The sequence below is a fragment of the Gracilibacillus sp. JCM 18966 genome, from assembly GCF_055392695.1.
In genome coordinates this window covers 1,641,414-1,661,779 of the sequence record NZ_AP043883.1, presented here as the reverse complement: position 1 = coordinate 1,661,779, position 20,366 = coordinate 1,641,414, and the positions used below count along the sequence as shown (strand labels likewise).

The 20,366-nt window shown below is 37.3% G+C and carries 14 protein-coding genes; 2 read left to right on the top strand and 12 right to left on the bottom strand.

Translation table 11 applies throughout. The features are described 5' to 3' along the window. Window position 1: 1 nt before the first annotated feature. Window positions 2-1,564 carry an arylsulfatase gene (locus ACZ5N5_RS07990; protein WP_277678457.1) on the bottom strand — a complete coding sequence of 521 codons (1,563 nt, stop codon included), beginning with the start codon at window positions 1,562-1,564 and terminating at the stop codon, window positions 2-4. Window positions 1,565-1,583: 19 nt separating this feature from the next. Beyond that, window positions 1,584-3,365, bottom strand: coding sequence for a glycoside hydrolase family 2 protein (locus tag ACZ5N5_RS07985; protein WP_464373600.1), 1,782 nt, complete (start codon window positions 3,363-3,365; stop codon window positions 1,584-1,586). Between the two features lie 402 nt (window positions 3,366-3,767). On the opposite strand from ACZ5N5_RS07985, the gene ACZ5N5_RS07980 reads away from it, so the two are divergent. Next, window positions 3,768-5,465, top strand: coding sequence for an IS1182 family transposase (locus ACZ5N5_RS07980; RefSeq protein ID WP_464373599.1), 1,698 nt, complete (start codon window positions 3,768-3,770; stop codon window positions 5,463-5,465). Here ACZ5N5_RS07980 and ACZ5N5_RS07975 read toward each other — a convergent pair. From ACZ5N5_RS07975 to ACZ5N5_RS07935, 9 genes are all read right to left on the bottom strand, one after another. Continuing rightward, window positions 5,457-7,304 (bottom strand): family 43 glycosylhydrolase, encoded by a 1,848-nt coding sequence (locus tag ACZ5N5_RS07975; RefSeq protein ID WP_181397550.1) that lies wholly within the window; start codon window positions 7,302-7,304, stop codon window positions 5,457-5,459. The genes ACZ5N5_RS07980 and ACZ5N5_RS07975 overlap by 9 nt on opposite strands. Before the next feature lie 383 nt (window positions 7,305-7,687). Next, window positions 7,688-8,614: an ArsR family transcriptional regulator gene (locus ACZ5N5_RS07970; RefSeq protein ID WP_054789262.1), complete on the bottom strand. Its 927-nt coding sequence runs from the start codon at window positions 8,612-8,614 to the stop codon at window positions 7,688-7,690. Window positions 8,615-8,791: 177 nt separating this feature from the next. Further along, a complete protein-coding gene (locus ACZ5N5_RS07965; protein ID WP_109984723.1) occupies window positions 8,792-9,655 on the bottom strand; it encodes a Cof-type HAD-IIB family hydrolase in 864 nt (287 codons plus the stop codon). An 80-nt stretch (window positions 9,656-9,735) separates the two neighbouring features. Further along, complete coding sequence (locus tag ACZ5N5_RS07960; RefSeq protein ID WP_464373598.1) at window positions 9,736-11,589, bottom strand: glycoside hydrolase family 127 protein; 1,854 nt, start codon at window positions 11,587-11,589, stop codon at window positions 9,736-9,738. Window positions 11,590-11,663: 74 nt separating this feature from the next. After that, a complete protein-coding gene (locus ACZ5N5_RS07955) occupies window positions 11,664-12,512 on the bottom strand; it encodes a carbohydrate ABC transporter permease (protein ID WP_109984721.1) in 849 nt (282 codons plus the stop codon). 119 nt (window positions 12,513-12,631) lie between these two features. Beyond that, complete coding sequence (locus ACZ5N5_RS07950) at window positions 12,632-13,513, bottom strand: carbohydrate ABC transporter permease (protein WP_109984720.1); 882 nt, start codon at window positions 13,511-13,513, stop codon at window positions 12,632-12,634. 27 nt (window positions 13,514-13,540) lie between these two features. Beyond that, on the bottom strand, window positions 13,541-14,815 hold the full coding sequence (locus ACZ5N5_RS07945) for an extracellular solute-binding protein (protein WP_464373597.1): 1,275 nt from the start codon (window positions 14,813-14,815) through the stop codon (window positions 13,541-13,543). Window positions 14,816-15,423: 608 nt separating this feature from the next. Further along, the gene (locus ACZ5N5_RS07940) at window positions 15,424-15,885 is read right to left on the bottom strand and encodes an SRPBCC family protein (protein WP_277679811.1); all 462 of its coding nucleotides are present in this window, start codon (window positions 15,883-15,885) and stop codon (window positions 15,424-15,426) included. 338 nt (window positions 15,886-16,223) lie between these two features. Beyond that, on the bottom strand, window positions 16,224-17,444 hold the full coding sequence (locus ACZ5N5_RS07935; RefSeq protein WP_464373596.1) for an oligogalacturonate lyase family protein: 1,221 nt from the start codon (window positions 17,442-17,444) through the stop codon (window positions 16,224-16,226). Between the two features lie 301 nt (window positions 17,445-17,745). Here ACZ5N5_RS07935 and ACZ5N5_RS07930 point away from each other — a divergent pair, with 301 nt between their 5' ends. After that, a complete protein-coding gene (locus ACZ5N5_RS07930; RefSeq protein WP_054789366.1) occupies window positions 17,746-18,981 on the top strand; it encodes an IS110 family RNA-guided transposase in 1,236 nt (411 codons plus the stop codon). Window positions 18,982-19,291: 310 nt separating this feature from the next. Here the strand turns inward: ACZ5N5_RS07930 and ACZ5N5_RS07925 are convergent, their stop codons facing one another. Further along, window positions 19,292-20,260, bottom strand: coding sequence for a ring-cleaving dioxygenase (locus tag ACZ5N5_RS07925; protein ID WP_464368447.1), 969 nt, complete (start codon window positions 20,258-20,260; stop codon window positions 19,292-19,294). Window positions 20,261-20,366 lie beyond the last annotated feature (106 nt).

Sequence of the window (20,366 nt, the reverse complement as noted above, 5' to 3'; positions counted from 1 at the left end):
ATCATGATGATTGATAAAGGTTCGTTTTCGGTCTTGGAGTAACATTTGTTCTATCTGCCCATTGTTTCCACATTGATGTTAATTTCTCCACTAGCTCTGGATAGATATCCGCTACATTCACTAATTCATTTCGATCATTTTCTATATTATAAAGCTCCCAATCTCTTTCTTTTATTTTCGATAGCTTCCATTTTCCATGTCTGATACCACAATGTTGCTCATGCTCAAAACAAAGTGTCCTTTGCTCTTCTTCCTTCCCAAGGAATGCAGGTAGCATACTTTTACCCTCCATTGGAAGAATTTGATGTCCTTCATATTTTTCAGGGTATTCTACCCCAGCAATATCAACCATTGTTGCCATAAAATCAATGAAATGACCTGGTCGATGATCAATCTCTCCTTGACGTGTGACAACCTTTGGCCATTGTGCAATTAATGGTGTACTGATTCCTCCTTCATGTCCATAATGTTTATAGAGACGAAGTGGTGTACTACATGCGCTTGCCCAGCCAGATCCATAGCTATGATAGGAATCTGGACCACCCATTTTGTCTAAATCTCCTTTACGATGGAGGAAATTCGAGGTGGTGATCCAATTGTCGAATCCCCATGGGTCCCATTCACCACATGCACCGTTATCTGAACAAAATAAGATCAATGTGTTGTCTAACTCATTATTCTCTCTTAAGTCCTCTATCACTCTTCCAATATTTTGATCCATCCGGTCCACCATTGCTGCATATATTGCCATCCTTTTTGATAGATCCTTCTGGCGATCCGGATCAAGTGAATCCCACGAAGGAATAACACCATGAATCTCTCTGTCACGACTCCAGTATTCTGACCGCGGTGGTAACTTGGCATCCTCTGGAATAAGCTTTAGCTCCTTCAATCGATTAAAACGTTCTTCCCTAATTCTGTCCCAGCCTCTATCATACATTCCCTCGTATTTAGCAACATCCGCTTCAGGTGCTTGTAAAGGGAAATGAGGAGCATTATAGGAGAGATATAAAAAGTAAGGCTTATCATCCTTTCTAGAATCCTCCATAAAATCTAGTGCATAATCAGTAATAGCGTCTGTTGCATAAAACTCTCCATCTTTATACTGGTGCTGAGGTCTTCCTTCTGGTAATCGGGAATAATCCTTCTGATCCCAAAAACTCGTAAAGCCACCTAAAAGACCATAAAATTCATCAAATCCTTTTTTAATCGGACCCTGCTTCCCAACATGCCATTTACCCGCTAAATAAGTGTGATAGTCTCCACCCTTTAGTACTTGAGCAAGTGTCACACATTGATCCTTTAAAAACCCCCGATATCCAGGTGTTTCACGATCCTCAGTCATCTCTCCAACCCCTGCTTGATGTGGATAAACCCCTGTTAAAAGGGAGGCTCGGCTAGGACAACACCGAGCAGAATTATAAAATTGAGTGAATCGCAATCCATTGGAGGCAAGACTATCGATATTCGGTGTATCGATCTCCCCTCCAAAACAGCTTAAATCAGAATACCCTAGATCATCTGCAAGAATTAACACAATATTTGGTTTATTATTGGACGTCATTCTAATTCCTCCTAAATCATTAGGTATTTGGTTTTCTTTTCGCATCATTGACAGATTTAATCTTTTCTAAGGCGATTTTCGGAGTACGGTCTTCTCTCAATAAACCGTTCACCTCTTGTTGAACATCCGTTGTTTGCGTATAACAATAGCCACAAATGTATGGAATGGACTTAATAGCATCTGTAATATCTTGATATCTTTTTAGAAATTCCTCTTCAGTTTCTACTTGATTACCATATCCCCAGCCACTTTCATGGTTAAAGGCGATACCACCGTACTCTGTAATCATTATTGGCTGACCTTGGTAGCTATACCCCTCTGCAAACGCATATTTATGCTTATTGTGAGGAAGCTTATTTTCTAAGATCAGTTGCTTATCTTTATAACGCTGAGCAAATTCAGATCCGAGCTCTTCGTAATCATGAAGGGCGATAATATCGGAAACAGTATGCTCCCAGCCATCGTTGACAATTACCGGACGTTCCCCATCGATTGCTTTCGATAAGTAATAAATCGATTCCGTAAATGCCTGTTGTTTCTTATCGTTGAATATTTTTGGAACACCCCACGACTCATTGAAAGGAACCCACGTAATAATAGATGGATGATTATAATGCTGCTGCATGATTTCTAACCATTCTTTTGTAAAGTTCTCAATGGCTTGATCACTAAACTCATAGGTTGCAGCCATTTCTGACCAAACGAGTAACCCTTTTTTATCGCACCAATATAAAAATCGTTCATCCTCTAGTTTTTGATGCTTACGAACACCGTTGAATCCCATAGCCAAGGTTTTCTCGATATCTTCAATCATCGCTTCATCTGATGGAGGGGTAAGCATCGTTTCCTTCCAATATCCTTGATCTAGCAAAAGCTTCTGATAGATAGGCACATTATTTAAAAGTATCTGGCCATCTTTAATAGATATTTTCCTCATTCCAAAATAGGAATCCACCTCATCTTTAACAGATCCATTTACTGTTAACTGAAAAGTGACATCATATAAATTAGGATGCTGTGGTGACCAATAAAACACCTTCCATTCATGGAGATCAGACTGCAAATCTATCTCAAATCTTCCGCTTTCACGATCTGGTACAATGGACAACTGTTTTATCTTTTTCCCGTTAAAGTGGATCACAGCATCTAATCTCCAATTATCCTGCACCTTTCCATTCAATTTGTACTCCATCGCTACGGTATTTTTATCGATATTTGGGGTTATTTTTACGCTTTCCATATGTTCTTCTTCCAGAAATTCAAGCCAGACAGTCTGCCAAATACCGGTGTTCTGTACATACCAGCAACCAAAGTTTTCATCAATCCAACGCTGCTTTCCTCTTGGTTGCATACAGCTCTGACTATCTTCGACTTTTACAACGATTTTATTAGTTTTTGTTTCTTCAACTGCATGGCTTATATCAAAGGAAAAGGCCGAATTTCCGCCTGCATGCTCTCCGATGAAAATACCGTTGATCCACACCTTCGTTAAATAGTCAGCTGCTTGAAAACGTAAGATAACTTTTTTTCCTATTTGATCTTTGGGAATCTCAAATTCTCTTTGATACCAAACGTTGGGATGAAATGCTTCTTCCCCAATACCGCTTGCTTCGGTTTCATAAGTAAAGGGTACTTGAATATCTTTAGTAAAACTTGCCGCTTTGTACCACGACTCCTTTTCCCCAATATTTTCATCATCAAAATGAAAATTCCATTGGCCATTTAAATTCATCCAAGTATCCCGTTGAAATTGAGGACGTGGATATTCTGTTCTTTGATAAGTGGTTACATTTGTTGACATACTATTCTCTCCTTTGTTCCTTAATAATCAATACACCCATCAGATATTATTCTTTTTTTAAATAAGCAGTATTTATTTATTTTTATTCACTATTTCTGCTTTAATTCCTAATATCTGTTTATTATGTATAAGATTACGCTTTCAAATCCTAAAAGTCAATACTTAAATTTAATTTTTATAGTTTAATTCAAATTTTCTGTTTTAATAAATGAAGTGATATCACATCACCTAAAGAAGAAGAGGCTGGGACAAAACCCCAGTAGATAAAAAATAAACGTGATGCCGTCACTCAGCGTAGTGATGGTATCACGTTTTTATATTTCTTCGAAATTTATGTAAACAAAAAGGACACCTTTTGATAGAATTAAAGTGACCAAACCATAATTCAGAAAGGGTGTCCTTATGTTTAAACATTATACCATGAACCAAGTTGTTTTGCCTTTAGATTTAGAAGTTAAACTACGAAAAAATGATATTGCTTTTGCCATTAATGAATTAGTGGAAAGCATTCCGGAGGAAGCGTTCAAGAGTTTTCTACGAAAAACTGGTTGTCCTGCTTACCATCCTCGCATGATGCTGAAGATTATCTTATGCGGCTATACGCAGTCAGCTTTCTCAGGAAGAAAGATTGAAGCGATGTTAGTAGATAGTGTTCGAATGATGTGGTTAGCTCAAGGTCATGAACCAAGTTATCGTACCATTAATCGATTCCGTTCCAATCCTTTGGTTGAAGAATTACTAAGGGAATGCTTTGTTCAATTTCGTTCTCATTTAGTGAAAGAAGATTTAATTGAGGAAGAAGCTATTTTTATTGATGGCACAAAGATTGAAGCGAATGCAAATAAGTTTACGTTTGTGTGGCGGAAGTCTGTGGAGAAATACAGTTCTAGCCTGATTAAAAAGTCGAATCAAATGTATGATGAACTACTAGAGAAGCAAATCATCCCAGAAATAAAACGAGAAAATCTTGAGGAATTATCGACAGAAGAAATGGAAGAAGTAGTGGAAAAACTTGATGAAAAGATAAAAGAATATGATACAAGAATTGAAGAGAATAAAATTGTAAGTGAACGAAAACAATTACGTAGTGAACGGAAGCTACCAAAGCAATCTCGCAAGCACTTTATGGATTTTATACAGCGTAAACATAAATATCAAAAAGCTATGAAAATCTTTGGAGATCGCAACAGTTATTCCAAAACAGACCCAGATGCCACGTTTATGAGAATGAAAGATGATTATATGAAGAACGGTCAATTAAAAGCAGGCTATAATATACAGATCGCGACCGAAGGTCAGTATACTTTAGCCTATGATGTTTTTGCGAATCCTACGGATACGCGAACCTTCATTCCATTTCTCAATCATATAGAAAACAATTTCTTTGAATTACCTAAATACATTGTGGCCGACGCCGGATATGGTAGCGAGCAAAATTATGAAGATGTCCTCGAACAAAGAAAAAGAATACCTCTCATTACATATAATCAATACCGAAAGGAGAAAAAAAAGAAGCATAAAAATAACGCTTTTCATGTAGATAATTGGGCGTACAACAAGGAAGACGATACATATACATGTCCAAATGGCAAAAGAGTGTCGTTTAGCTATGTGTCTAATCGAACAGATAAATATGGTTATTCCCGACAGTACAAAGTGTATGAGTGTGAAGATTGTACTGATTGTCCTTTACGTTCACTTTGTACGAAAGCAAAAGAAGGAAATAATCGGAAAGTTCATTACAATGAAAAGTGGGAAACTCAAAAAGAATATGTGAGAGCGAAGCTTTCAGATGAGAAAACTGGTGAAATATACGGTAAACGTAAAATCGATGTGGAACCAGTTTTTGGATTCTTGAAGGCTAATTTGGGTTTCACTCGAATGTCTTTAAGAGGCAAAGACAAAGTTAAAAATGAATTAGGATTTGCGTTTATGGCGGTAAACTTGAGAAAGTATACCGCCAAGGATGGAAAACTTTTGTTGAAAATAGAAAATAAACAAACAAAAAGTGTCTCTGAACAAAATAAATTGTTCAGAGACACTTTTTATACTTTTTTGGCTAGTTATGTCCCAGCCCCTTCTCATCAATCATTAATCTAATGGATAAAACAACCACATTTGTGCTGGCCCACTAGGGAGATCTTCCCATGTACCTATATTCGCACCGCGATCAATACTCGCACCATCCACATCTAATGCTTTTCCATTAGCTACATTGATCAATTTATAATATTTATTACTTACTTTTTCTATACTCCACTTTTGTGCATCCGTTCCATTCCACGCTTGGAGGTTTACATTTACCCACGGTGCGGTCAGATCACCATCAACAGTTAAATATTTTCCACTGTTAGTATTTTTTACACTATACTTGCCGTCACCGACATCTGTCATTCTCCAACGTTGCGACAGAGTAACATCAGATCCATCCCATGTTCTAACATTATATGAACCATCCTCTACATCTAATACTTTCCCACCATTAGGATTTACTAATTTGTACTCAACCCCAGATTCTATTGAAAAATTAACCTCTCCAGAAATTTCGACATAATCAATTTCCACCACATGTTTTTTCTTCATGAATTTAATCGTGTTATCATACCCCTTATTAAGATCAACTTCCATTGTGACTTCTTCAAAGTTTTTCTTACCAGTATATGGATAGGTCAATATCGATACAGGTTGATCATTCACGTAGATATAATTTTCCGCATCAGGTCTAGCATTGTTGGCATATTTAACTGTTATGGTGTATGTCCCAGCTTCCGGAACATTCACATCCTCAATAAGTATGGAGCTATTTTTATTATTCAGTGTCACCGTTTCTTGGCCCGGTCGGTCGTTTACTTTTGCTTTGTTTATTATCCCATGCTCAGCCTCTATTTTATATTCCCCTGATGGAACATTCATTAATTCTGTTGATGGCTCACCAAAATTCGGTGTACCATCCTCGTTCCAACTGAATTTTTGGATCCTCGTCGGGCGAGCACTACACCCTTGCCCAGGAGCGCTGTTACCATGATAAACAATCCAGTCTTCCGTTCCGTCTTTAGATGGAACAAAAGAATTATGACCTGGACCGTAGACACTGTTTTTAATAGACTTCTTAAAAACTGGTTCCTTTGATTTGGACCAAGCGTGTGGGTCCAATAAATTACTATCCTCGGAAGCAGTTAATATTCCGATTGCATAATCATCCTCCCAACAAGCGCTACCTGAATAAACAAGATAAACTTTGCCATTTCGTTTTAAGATCACCGCCCCTTCATTTACATGCATGCCTTTCTTTTCCCAGTCATACTCTGGATAGGTTAGGATCACATTTTCACCATCTAATGTCCATGGATTAGACATAGGTGCAATAGCGACTGCACTACCATGCTCTCCCGACCAGTCACCATATGCCGCATACATGAAATATAACTTTCCTTTATGCTCAAAAACAGATCCATCAAGACCATCGTATTGTGTGTTGACCTTACCTTTCTCGATCCATTCTCCTTGAAGCGGGTCAGGTGAATCATTTTCTAGGACATACACGCCACGACACGCATCACCACAACCTGTATTAGCCGTGTAGTAAATGTACCACTTTCCGTTAATGTAATGGATTTCCGGAGCCCAAATGTCTTTTAAGTGATCCGGCTTCGTCCAGATTGTTTTTCGTTCACCAAGTTCGATCCCTGTCAGCGTTCTTGACTTCCAAATATCGATACGATGGCCTAAAGTACGCGTGAAATAATAGTATCCATCCGAATGCAGCATGACATACGGGTCTGCTCCCGCTGTATTAATTGGATTAGTAAATGTAGTAGTAGAAGCTTTTATTGATTTTGTTCCAGATTTACTTTTAGCAAAATAAGAGGATGCAATAAACAAGGACAACACAAGTAAAAACAAGGAAAGAATATAGGTTTTTTTCTTTATTGAATTCATTTTTATCATCTCCTTTAAAAAATATAATCCAAAGCAAATAGGGACAGAGCCATTTTTCCGTAATCAATCAAAATATCAAGGTATTCAAGTCCTTGTTTCATCACTCCCTTTCTCATTTAGCAATGGATGAAACAATTTTCCCTCCCTTTCATTCAATATTCATGTTTTTATACACATTAGCTGTTCATAGGTTAAAGAATACGCTTTCATTATAGATAAGTCAATGCTTGTTTTTACTAATCATTCCATTCGGATACAAGCTATTTCACAATAAAAGGAGGGCATTTTGAAATCTCAAGCAGAAAATAAAAAAACTAACACACTCTCAATGAAGGAAGAAATGCGTTAGTTTTCTTTGACCGAAGACCTCTTCTCGAATCACATTATTCGAACAGAATTTTCAGTTTAATATCCTGCTCATAATCACCGAACTCTTTTCCAAATATATTAATACCACCTTTATGAACCGCATCCTCTTTAATTCCAATTTTAAAGGTAATATAATCCTTATCTGATAGCGCTAAATCTGCTAATGTGGTATTAGATAAGTGAAAATCATCTATCATGGTAGTTTCATTTGAAATCTTCCATGTTTTTAATGTTCCATATTGAGTACTTGTAGTATCTTTCCAATAGGTTGGATTCAGCTTTCCTGGCCGATCCCCATAATCACCTGGACTAGTCCATGTACCTATATCGACATGATTTACCCAGACCGTGATATCTGAAGGCCAATTAGGATCATAATTAGGTGCTTCAGAGCATAATTCTAGCGAAAACTGAATTTCTTTTATGACAGAATCAGGATGAATCACGATAGGGAATTTATACTCTAGAAATCCTTTTCGCGTCCAGATAATTTGAGCCTGAATTCTTTCGGGATTATGAAAGTAAACCGGGGAATCTTCCGGAATTAAAAACCTTTCATGGTTTGCCATCCCACAAGTAGGTGCTACTTGAAAGTCCACATACTGCCCAATAGGCATTTCAATTTCGTATGTTTTTAAATCACTTGCGGACGACTTATGTAGACTGTTCAAAACAATATGTACGTCATCAAAATTGCGGGTACACACCTTCATCGCACCTCTACTAGCTGGCCTTAATTCAGTCAAGATAAGATTTGCTTCTTCTAATACTCTGACGTGCGAAGCAGCTGTAGAGATCGGTATATTTAAAGACTCCGCTAGCTGATGTATGTTTAAATTTCCTTTATTTAATAATTCAAGAATACTAAGTCTTACCTTCGAGGATAATGCATGTGTTACTTTACTTAATTTTTCTGGTTCATTAATAGAAAGCTCCAACAATTCTAACCCCTCCCTAAACAGTTTGTTCCCAATTAGTATTAAGTCTATCATAAATATAAACAAAAAAAATGTTTTTATCTAGTGTTTATATAAAATTCTAGTATTTGGTTTAAATTTTTTAATTTTTATTAAAAAAATCAAGCGATGGCTCGATCACTTGATTTTTGAAGCTGGCTACTATTTGTTTATTGAAAAGTATTCTTGCAAGTATTTTCTTACTCCGTCTTCCTCATTCGTAAATGCAGTGATCTCTTTTACGATTTCCTTCACTTGATCTGTTCCGTTTTTCATAGCAACTGGGTAACCAATATAACGCATCATCGGCAAATCATTATTACTATCACCTATTGCCATCGTATCCTCTGGAGCTATGTTGTATAATTCCAGCAGTGCTTTAATTCCGGTAGCCTTGTTTACTCCTGCTACCATTACTTCCACATTATGATAGGAAGAGGAGGAGGTTGTAAAATCCTCTTCTTTTTTCATTCTTTCTAGCTCCTGAATCCAAGCATCCATTTGCTTATGTTCTGTACTAAAACAATATATCTTGGCATACTTTTGCTCAGGTATTTTTTCAACCCAAGCAATGTCTTCAGCTATAGCGGCTTCTCTCTCTAACCATTCATTTATTCCTACTTCCTCCGGCTTGTCTTTTTCGATCATATCCTTCATATAAGATTGATCCTGCTTCAAGCTCAGGCGCTGACCGTCATTCGGATGTACTTCATAATAAATCCCATGCTCTCTGGCAGATAAAATAACATTCTGAACAAGGTCTGTGGACAAGCTATGTTCTACCAATTTTTTTTCTTCTACGTAAGTAATCATTCCATTTGCTGTTACAAATCCATCTAGTTCTAAATCCTTCGGAGCAGAATCATAAATCTCATTCAACGATCTACCAGTGACAATAAATACTCGGATCCCTTTCTCTCTGATGACTTGTATTACATCAATCGTTTGTTTTTTTAATTCATTTTTATTATTTAGTAATGTGCCATCCATATCTAAACAAATAGCTTTAGGCATAAAAAAAGACATCAAAATATCCCCCTTTCAACACAATATCCATTATAGCACAGAGATAATTAATAGGGGGACTCATCGTTTAATAAGCAGTTTTATATTCTATGATTCAACCAAACACGCATTTGACCATTACCTCTATTATTCCAACTGTAATATGGCACTGCTTTGATATCAATTGGTATTAAATCAGGTTTATTGCTGTGATATAAGGGTTCCTTTAAGCATTCATCCTTCACGTATAACGCATTACTCTTTATGACACTCACTCCGCTAAGAATCGATTCATCAAATTTTGTGGTGAAATGTGATGAATCGGATAAAAAAATTCTTTCTAAATCTCTATTGAGGTGATCCACACCTTCAAACGCATAGACTAATGGACCGTTTCTCAAAGCTACTTTACCAACATTTTCTCTAACTGCTGGAGAAGAATAGACTTTTTCTACTTCCATATGTAGATCAAGCGTTATCCGGTCTTCTGCATGCCATACTCTGTTTATTTTTACATAACCATTTTCCGATTGATATTCCTCTAATAGTTCCCCATTGAGCAGTAGCCTATATTGATTGCACCAGCCTGGTAATCTTACAGCTAATTCAAACGATGACTCACTTTGGAGATCGAACTGCAGATCAATCTTCCCATCCCATGGGTAATTCGTTTTTTGTGTAATAGACACCTGCTTTTCATTCCATGTCACATTAGATTTACTATGGATAAACTGATTAATATAAAGGGTATCATTACTAACACTATACAGATAATTCCCAATCGAAGGTATAAATCTAGCTAACTGAGTTGGGCAACACGAAGTGCCAAACCATTCTACTCGATGATGCTGTCCATTCGAGGCGAGTGGATTATCATAAAAAAATTTCCTTCCATCAAGAGATACACCACTCAAAAGTCCATTATATAGCTCGGTCTCAACAATATCCGCATATTTGGCATCCTCATATAATAGATTCATTCGATGATTCCAAAATATCATTCCTGCAGATGCACAGGTTTCACAATAGGCAGTTTCATTTGGCAAATCATAATCCTTCGTAAAACCCTCATTATGATGAGAAGAGCCAATCCCCCCTGTAATGTACATATTTTTAGTGATCACATTTTCCCATACTCTATCTAAAGCAGCTAAATAATCTTCCTTTTCTGTTAAGCGGGCAACCTCAGACATAGCGGTATACAGGTACATCGCCCTCACCGCATGCCCCTTGACTTTTTCTATTTCACGTACTAACTGATCATCTTGACAATATGCTGGGCCCCAATCTTCTTTATTCCAAATCGCACCTTCCCCAAGCCCTCTTCCTCTTTGCTCCAATAACCATATTGCCAAATCTAGATAACGCTTTTCACTCGTTTCTTGATAAAGCTTCGTTAGGGCAAGTTCGATTTCTTCATGGCCAGGAACCCAGTGTCGTTTACTTGGGCCAAAAATGGTATCATAATGATCTACCAATCTGCAAGCAACCCCCAATAGCTTATCTTTTCCAGTAGCGTGCTTATAGGCAATAGCTGCTTCTATTAAATGGCCTCCACAATACATTTCATGTTTGTCCATATCTGTCCATTTATTCTCTGGCTCTACTAAAGTATAATAAGTCATGAGGTAGCCATCCTCCTCTTGCGCACTTGCAATTCTATCAATGATATCATCCGCTTCACATTCAAGTTCTGAGTCATATTGATTAGCTAAGGAGTAGGCGACCCCTTCTAACACCTTATATACATCGGAATCATTGAAAAAAATCCCTTCAAAATCACCGCTCATTAACCCACCAGCTTTTGAGAAATTATCAATTCTGCCCGTTTGCCAGCACTTATCTAGAGAGACACGTAATGTTGTTTTTTGGTGGTCATAAAATCGGTCTTTCCAAAAACCATCTAGGATGGTGACATTCGTAAATGATACTTCTGAACATCTTGTTTGTTTCATGCTTTATTCCCTACCTTTCAAATAACAGCGAGATGGAAGGAAATCGGCTACCAGCCACCGATCTCCTTAACTAATTAACCTTTTAATCCTGTAAAACTTACACCCTTTACTATCTGTTTTTCAAATAGTAAAAAGGCAATAATGACAGGGATCGATGCGATAGCATTGACGGTCATCGGTAACATATAACTAGAGGAATAAGTAGAATTAAATGTTGGAATTCCTACTGGCAAGGTATATAATTCCTCAGAAACGATAGCTAGAAAAGGCCACAAAAAGTTATTCCAGGATCCAATAAAAGTGAAAATAGCTATTGCAGCAAGAGCAGGTTTGGCTAAAGGAAGCACAATATTCCAAAATAAACGCCAGTTGGAGCAACCATCAATTCTAGCACTTTCCATTACCTCGTGCGGGACACTATCAAAAAAGCTCTTTAATATGATTACACCAATTGGGGAGGCAATCATAGGTAAAATCAATCCAGCATAGGTATCTAGCATATTCATACTTTTTACAATCTCAAAGAGTGGAATAATCGTCGCCTCCCCTGGGACCATCATTCCAGCCAAAAAGAATAGAAAAATTGGAGTCTTATAACGAAATTGCATTTTCGATAGTGCAAAAGCAGCTAAGGAAGTAATAATTAATGTTAATACTGTTGTGATCACACCAATAATCACACTATTCCACAGCCAGAGAAGCACATCACTTTCCATTAAAATCTCCGTATAATTAGCAAAGGTATATGGTGGAGTAAACCAATCTAATGGATTGGCGACAGCCATATTTTTTGGTTTTAACGAAACAAATAGCATCCAAATGATCGGAAAGATAAATAGTAAAGCCACAACTAAAGCAATGATAACCTTTAATAAACGGAGTGGATCGCGATTCCGTTCTAGTAGTGCATTAGGGGTACTCATAAAAATTCTCCTTTCTTTAGAAAAACTCGCATTCCTTATACTTAGAGTTAATGTGTTTGTCTTAATTTCCCATTATAGATGCAGTGCATTGCTGACTTACTGAAGTTTTGCCAATCTATTTAAATCATTCGCCCTCCTTGACCTCCTGCACGAATTTGAATAATAGATAATACTAACAGGATAAAGAACAGAACATAGGACATAGAAGCAGCATAACCAAGGTCATATCTCTCAAATCCCATCTCATAAATGTACTGTATTAGTGGCCTTGTGGAAGTCCCGGGTCCTCCATCTGTAATTAATAGAATTTGAGCAAATACTTTGAATGAGCTAAGAACCTGTAGCAACAAAATCACCCTTGAAATCGGTATAAGCTGTGGCAATGTAATCGATTTAAACATTTGCCAGCGAGTGGCACCATCTATTTCTGCCGCTTCATACAAGTGATCAGGAATGTCTTGTAAAGCTGTTAAAAACAAAATCATATTAAAACCCACTGTCCACCATAACGTAACCCCGACAATACTTACCCATGCCAATACAGGATTACTTAACCAAAAAGGCTCTGCATCTATTCCAAATAACTGAATGAAGTTGTTAAGGAAACCATTATAAGGTTGTAATATAAAAATCGCCAAGAAAGAAATAACGGAAACCGATAATATACTTGGGAGAAAATAAGCACTGCGAAATAATGTCTTTAATTTCGAATTTAAATTTGCTAGTAAAGCTAACAAAAGTGCTAGTATGATCATTCCTGGGGTTGATAGGATGACAAACAATGTCGTATTCCATAACGATTGCCAGAAGTCTATATCTGTAAACAAAGCAATATATTGGCTAAACCCTGTGAATTCACCTTTTTCTATTAACGACCAATTAAAAAAGCTCATTTGTAAACCTTTAAAGATTGGAAATATCGTAAAAATTACATAAGCTAGAAAAAAGGGTAACAAGAACAAACCAGCATAAAGGTCCTTTTTCCATAATGATTTTTTCATTCGTTTTCTTCTCCTTTCAACTAAAATTTACTTCTTCACGAGGTTCTCTAAATCTTTAATCAGTGTGTCAATCACTTTTTCTGTAGATTCTCTGTTTGTCCAGGCTAAATCCAGATTTTGTTCAAAGACTCTTTTAGACATATCTCCATAGGCTGTCTTGTTTGGTAGAGCAACATATTCTGCTACTTTTGCATAATCAGATCGATAAGGAAGATCTTGAAACTCTTGTGACTCTACAACCGATTTCTTTGCTGGAATATGACCTGCTTCCGCCCAATCAACCCCACGGTCTGTTACGAAATCCATAAACTTTACAACAGCGAGTTGTTTCTCTCTAGTCGTATTTTCCTTTATTGGCATAATTAGTGTGTGGGAATCTCCCCATGTTGCTTTTTGCTCAAAAAGGTTCGGTAAAGGCAGCGCAGTAAAATCTAACCCTTCCGTTGTTTCCCAGATTCCAGTCGCCCAAACCCCTGTTGTCATGGTAACTGCTCGACCTGTTTGAAAATCCTGATAAAAATCGGCAAGGTTTAATGGGACAATCTCATGCTCATGAAAGAGAGAACGCACATAGTTCGCCGCCTTAATCGCTATTTCTCGATCGATTGTTACATCTGGACTGGACAGATCCCCTGAATAAATTGGTGACCCTCCCATTTGAAAGTAAAATGCCCACCACATACGAAATGGGTCTGCGCCAGCATTACTAATCGCTAATGGTATTTTATCCGGTAGCGCTTTCTTTATTTTGAGCAGAAAATCGATATACCCTTCAGGTGTTTCTTCCATTATGATGTTTCCATTTTCATCTAACACTCCCGCTTGGGCTGCAAGATCATTATTTACATACATAATAAATGGATGTGTATCAATCGGAACACCGTAATGCTTCCCATTCAAATTAGTTCCTTCGACTAGATTTTTAGTGAATTCATTAAAATCGAGCCCTACCTCTTCTGCAAAATCATCAATTGGCTCTGTTAACCCCCGACTGTTAAGTTCAGGAATTTTAGAAGTATGCGCTATTGCTACATCCGGTCCTCGATTGGCAGCAACACTAGTTACCAGTTTGGTATAGTAATCACTGTTTCTTATCGCCGGCATATGGACAACAATCTCATCTTGACTGTTATTAAACTCCTCTACTATTTCTTCCATAAAACTGAGATCACCTCCACCAAACAATGTCCAGAAGTCTAATTCAATTTTGGCATTATTATTCGTTTCACTGTCTGAGGAGCACGAAGCTAACACAAAAAGAAAGAAAGGTAAAATCAGCATCAGTTTGAAAATTTTATTCATTTTTTCTCCTTTCCTTGTAACGAAAAAAAGGGTAAATCGTTACAATTTTTGTTTTATTACAAATTATATGTAACATTAGTAAAATAATACGCTTACATTTTTAATATGTCAACATTATTTTATCTCATTTGTGTTTTATTACACATTTTATGTTTTTATTGGAGCAAACAGGGAAAATATATGTTTCCATCTAATCTCTGAGATTTAAATCTATCATTAGAAGGGAAATAATTATCAGGGGACTTTAGAAAATTAAATGGATTAAAAGGCGGAAAGGGTGAACCAGGTTACACAAGCCAAATAAGAACCTATGGATATCGGTATCAGAGAAAATAGATTATAGTCTACAATTTCAATAAAAAACGACCTAAATCTAATTTTCATTAGACTTAGGTCTTCTTATATCCATGTGTAGCTTGAGGGAATAGTGAGTAACTCCATTCCAAAGTATTTGAATATTTGATCTGGGTTTTTCGATTTATACAAACATTTTGAACAGAACAGCTTTTCAACTGACAGGTGTAACTGAACCAACTGTATGCGTGGAGAGCAATATTTTTATCCCTTAAAGTGGCTTCTTTCAGGTCAAAAGTCACTAATTCTTCACATTAAACGTGAGCATCAGGGGCTTTGTCAGCTACAACAGCCAGAATGATGTTATGCTCAAGAAGTGCTTTTAACGCGCAGAGCACCATCGTGTATCCCCCCATTGAATCAATGGCATTGTTTACCATATCATCTCCATTGCCTGCAAACCCTGAGTTTGTAATTGAAACAAATGTTTCATTTTCATTTCGCGGGAAAAACGACCACTCGGTTTTTGTGTTGTCCGATGATTCGATCCGAATCAGTTTGTTTTGCTTAATTTCTTTTACATATAGATCATCAGAAACGCCGTACATCTCCCATTCCCATCTAATATGCTTTCCCTCCTCTAATCTTCCACTACTTTTGGTGAACCAAAACTTTGTAGTAATTTCCGGGTTAATAAAAGCTTCAAATACTTCATCAACTGGTCTCCGAATTAGCATTTCTGATTTAACAATCGGGATATGATTCAATGTTACCATCTTATTTCTCCTTCCTCTTTCTAGCTTCATTCCTTATTTTATTACTTTTGGTATCAATCTTAAGTTTATCATATATGACTGATAAGCATTTCTTTCCGATTGCTTAAAAGTTCATTCTCTATTAAATTCTTGCATAACACATTGGTGTGTATAGATAATCTAAAGTATTGGGAACAACAAGATCTAATTTATAAGGAAAATCGATATTGGATCAGACTTCCGCTTAACTAAGTAATTCATATTCGTTATATATACAACTTTATTTTATTGTTACTATTAAAATACCCTTTGGACAAAAGGATATCCAAAGGGTAAAACGTCGCGATTATATTTCAAAGCTACACATAATCCGGCAGTTCATTTGCATCATCTGGAACATCTACAAGATAAAGATTTGCATAGCCGTTTCGGTCGCTTGTATAAAGTAATTTCTTCCCGTCTGGTGTAAACCTAGGGTGTGCATGAACCTTTTGTACATGAAAGCTACATCTATGCTCACAAAGAACCTTTGGTTTAGAAAATCCATCCTCGTTCTTGTACCATATAATGATATTCTTTAAAGGGGCTCTACCATCTACCACTATTTTTGAAAAATCATTCGAAAAGGCATGCCAATTTACAAAATTAAACTCAACTTCTTCTTCTTCCGTATGATCATATTTAATTTTGCCAAAGAAGCCTGTCCGATCTTGCCTAAATCCATGATAGCCAATTGTTTCTCCATCCTGATACCAATATTCATGTCCAATCATTTCGTCCTCTTCTTTTCTCTGTCTAATTTTCCACACATCCAAAGACTCGATATTAAGTACCCAAATACGATGATCCACCAAATTCCATGGTCCCTCATGGCAAAACGTAATTAATTCTTTTTTTGTTGGAGAGGTATTAATATGGGTAATGAAGTTATCTTCTTGATACACTACTGTTACCTCATTTGTTTCGAGAGAAATCTTGATGATTTGAGATTTTGGTCTTGCTTCCATTAATGCACGATGACCAATATAGCCATTCCCTAGATCTGTATAAACCTTATCTGAGAGATCCTCTCTCTTACAAGTAATTAAGTATTTTCCGTCTGCCGTACAATTTAGGTTTCCACCTAACCATGAGCTTAATTCTTCATATATTACTTTTTCTTTCAAAGTATTTAGATCTAATTCTATTATCTGCTGATCTTTACGAAAGTAAACTCTCGTTTCATCAGGATGTAAACATGGTGAAAGTCCTTCATAGGTTTTATCATGATCAGTCAATTGGGTAATTACACCTGTTTCTATACAGATGCTGAATAAATCTGTTTTATTATTACGATCTGAACAAAATAATAGTTTACGACCTTCGTCATACCAGCCATTCTCCGTAAAATAAAAATGATGACTATGTCCAGTATAGCTTGTTAGCTGGAGAGTAGATATACCAGTAATTCTATCTTGAAATTTCCTCCATTCCGGTTGCCACTCTTTTCCCTTCCCCATCTTCTCATCTCCTCGTATATTATATTTAAGCCCATCTGTTGGACTCACTATTTTCCTCATTTGACCTGCAATAAATTTCAAAAAACACTTGGACGTCTTGTGATGTTCCTAGATAATGGTCTTAAGGATCATTTGGGACAATTCTGTCATCTCCTGTGGCTAACCACATTTAAAGACTGTTTCCCAGTGTACGTGCAGACCTTCCTACTCGCAGGCTGTGCACTCTGTCCCTCGAACTTGGATGGTAGTAGCTCCAAGGCGGCTTTCGATACAGAGATAGTACTGATACACGAGGTTGTTGATCGGCGTTCACACTAGGGATATCCCGAGGCGTCCAAGATAGGTTCCAATGATTCTAATTTAGAAAGGAGGGGAATTCCCCATGCGATTATTTGTCGGATTAGATGTTAGTTCTTTTGATATCAAGGTTTGTTTGTTAGATAGTGAAGGTGTAAAGTTATCTTCCTTCACCGTGTCGAATGATTTACCTGGTGCTACTGCTTTACGTGAAGCTATTTTTCGTACCATGGATGGACAATCTGTGGAAGTATTAAAGATTGGCTTAGAATCCACTTCCGTGTACAGTTTTCATCCAGCGATGTTTTTTCATCAGGATGAAGAGCTCCGTAAGCTTGGTGCACAAGTATTTGTGATGAATCCAAAACAGATTGCCAACTTCAAAAAGAGTTATCCAGACATGGACAAGACCGACGAGATTGATGCATTTGTGATTGCCGATTATTTACGATTTGGTCGTTTATCGATGTCGGTGGTCAAAGAGAGTCAATACGTTGCCCTACAACAGTTGACACGCTCTCGCTACCAACTCGTACATCAGATGACCAAAGAAAAGCAACATTTTCTTCAACACTTGAGTTATAAGTGTAATACGTTTCAAGAAAACGTCGAATCTTCCGTGTTTGGACAAGCTATGATGGACTTATTCTTTGAAAAATATAGCCTGGAAGAACTCGCTCAGATGTCGATCGAAGACCTAGCTGATTACCTCCAAACCAAAGGTAAAAATGGTTTTCACGACCCTGAAAAAGTGGCCAAGTCCATTCAAAAAGCAGTACGTTCTTCCTATCGTTTGGATAAGGTAGTGGAAGACTCGATTGATCTCATCTTGGGCACTATTATTGAGCTGATTCGCACCATGAAGGCACAAATCAAGCAAATCGATAAAGCGATCACTAAAATCATGGCTGGCTTACCCAATACCCTGCAATCCACACCCGGAATTGGACCTGTATTCGCTGCTGGTATCATCGCAGAAATCGGTCAGATTGAACGATTTGAAGCAGAGGCCAAAATAGCCAAATATGCAGGACTATACTGGCGAAAACACCAATCAGGCAGGTTTACGGCAGATGATACTTCCTTATCTCGTAACGGGAATCAGTATTTGCGTTATTACCTTGTTGAAGCCGCCAACTCGGTGAGAAGGCATGTACCTGAATACCAAGCTTATTACGAGAAGAAATACCGTGAAGTACCGAAACACCAACATAAAAGAGCACTCGTCTTAACCGCTAGAAAATTAGTGCGTTTGGTGGATGCGCTACTACGCAACCATCAAATCTACACGCCACAAGGGAGCGTGAAACATGAAGCTTAGAAAGTAGCTTCTACAACCCTTGTGTAATTACCATTAATTTACATTTGATTAATGGTCTAGTTTCCTATTGCCTTTTTTAACAAAATTGCACCTTGATATCTAAATCTTTTTTATTTTGTATCTTGACATATTACCGCAGGTCTTTTTTCTTCTACAATATAAAACATTTACATTTACAATAGCTTACTAACTCTTAATGAACAATGATCCGATTATATATTAACTATACTATTCAGCCAAAAAGAAAAAAGCACCTGATTAGAGGTGCTCATATAACCAATCTATTTCCGTTATCGATCTACCATTTGTCCTATTTTGTATCCAATGGCTCTAACCTCGATTCAATCTCTTCTCGACGGTCTTCTAAAAATGGAGGTAAAGCTAAAGATTCACCCAAATGCTCCGTTTCTTCATCTGTAGCAAACCCTGGTCCGTCTGTAGCCAACTCGATTAAAATACCATTTGGCTCTCGAAAGTATAAGGATTGAAAATAGTATCGATCCACCAATCCTGAGTTTGGTAGTCGTTCCCTTCGAATTTTTTCGTGCCATTTTTCCAATTCTGCTCGGTTGTCGACTCGTAATGCTACGTGATGCACACTTCCACGTCCAGGTCTTTCTTTCTGCAAATCTGAGCTTAGCTCTACATGCAATTCTGCCCCAGTTCCACCCTCTCCAGTTGAGAAAACTTCTACATCTGGCATCCCTTTATTACGAGAAGGGTAGCTTCCAACTTGGCGAAAACCTAATAATTCTGTTAATACTCGTGCAGTAGGGGAGATATCTGGAACGGTTAATTGAACAGGCCCAAGACCTGTAATCGCTTTGTCTTGTGGAACTGCACTATTTGTCCATGGAATACCAGAAGCTACCCCTTGGTTGGTCTGATCTGACACTAAAACTAATCGTTGGTTTTCATGATCACGAAATCGAATTACCTTTCTCCCAAATTGCTCTCCCATTCCCTCATGATTCACTTTAAATTGCCGAAAACGATCTAACCAATAGGCTAGAGCTTCATCATCTGGTACCCTTAAAGAAGTTTGTGAAATACTTTGATTCCCAGTATAGGTGTGTCCTGCTCTTGCTATTTCAAAAAAGGTAAGATCTGTACCAGGACTTCCTTGTTCATCGGCATAAAATAAATGATACATACTGGGGTCATCCTGGTTTACCGTTTTCTTTACTAATCTCATCCCAAGCACGTTAGAATAAAAACGATAATTGTCCTTAGCATTAGCAGTTATTGCTGATACATGATGGATACCTTTTAATTCCATGTTATCACCCCTCCACGTTGTTCTATTCTACAATTATATGACAAAATATCTCGAATTCAAAGTAATTAGTATCACCTATTGACTTTTCACCCACTTATGATAAAAT

Coding starts and splice junctions, on each gene's coding strand:
- ACZ5N5_RS07990 (WP_277678457.1), bottom strand. CDS start 1,564: ATGACGTCCAATAATAAACCAAATATTGTGTTAATTCTTGCAGATGAT.
- ACZ5N5_RS07985 (WP_464373600.1), bottom strand. CDS start 3,365: ATGTCAACAAATGTAACCACTTATCAAAGAACAGAATATCCACGTCCT.
- ACZ5N5_RS07980 (WP_464373599.1), top strand. CDS start 3,768: ATGTTTAAACATTATACCATGAACCAAGTTGTTTTGCCTTTAGATTTA.
- ACZ5N5_RS07975 (WP_181397550.1), bottom strand. CDS start 7,304: ATGAATTCAATAAAGAAAAAAACCTATATTCTTTCCTTGTTTTTACTT.
- ACZ5N5_RS07965 (WP_109984723.1), bottom strand. CDS start 9,655: ATGTCTTTTTTTATGCCTAAAGCTATTTGTTTAGATATGGATGGCACA.
- ACZ5N5_RS07960 (WP_464373598.1), bottom strand. CDS start 11,589: ATGAAACAAACAAGATGTTCAGAAGTATCATTTACGAATGTCACCATC.
- ACZ5N5_RS07955 (WP_109984721.1), bottom strand. CDS start 12,512: ATGAGTACCCCTAATGCACTACTAGAACGGAATCGCGATCCACTCCGT.
- ACZ5N5_RS07950 (WP_109984720.1), bottom strand. CDS start 13,513: ATGAAAAAATCATTATGGAAAAAGGACCTTTATGCTGGTTTGTTCTTG.
- ACZ5N5_RS07945 (WP_464373597.1), bottom strand. CDS start 14,815: ATGAATAAAATTTTCAAACTGATGCTGATTTTACCTTTCTTTCTTTTT.
- ACZ5N5_RS07940 (WP_277679811.1), bottom strand. CDS start 15,885: ATGGTAACATTGAATCATATCCCGATTGTTAAATCAGAAATGCTAATT.
- ACZ5N5_RS07930 (WP_054789366.1), top strand. CDS start 17,746: ATGCGATTATTTGTCGGATTAGATGTTAGTTCTTTTGATATCAAGGTT.
- ACZ5N5_RS07925 (WP_464368447.1), bottom strand. CDS start 20,260: ATGGAATTAAAAGGTATCCATCATGTATCAGCAATAACTGCTAATGCT.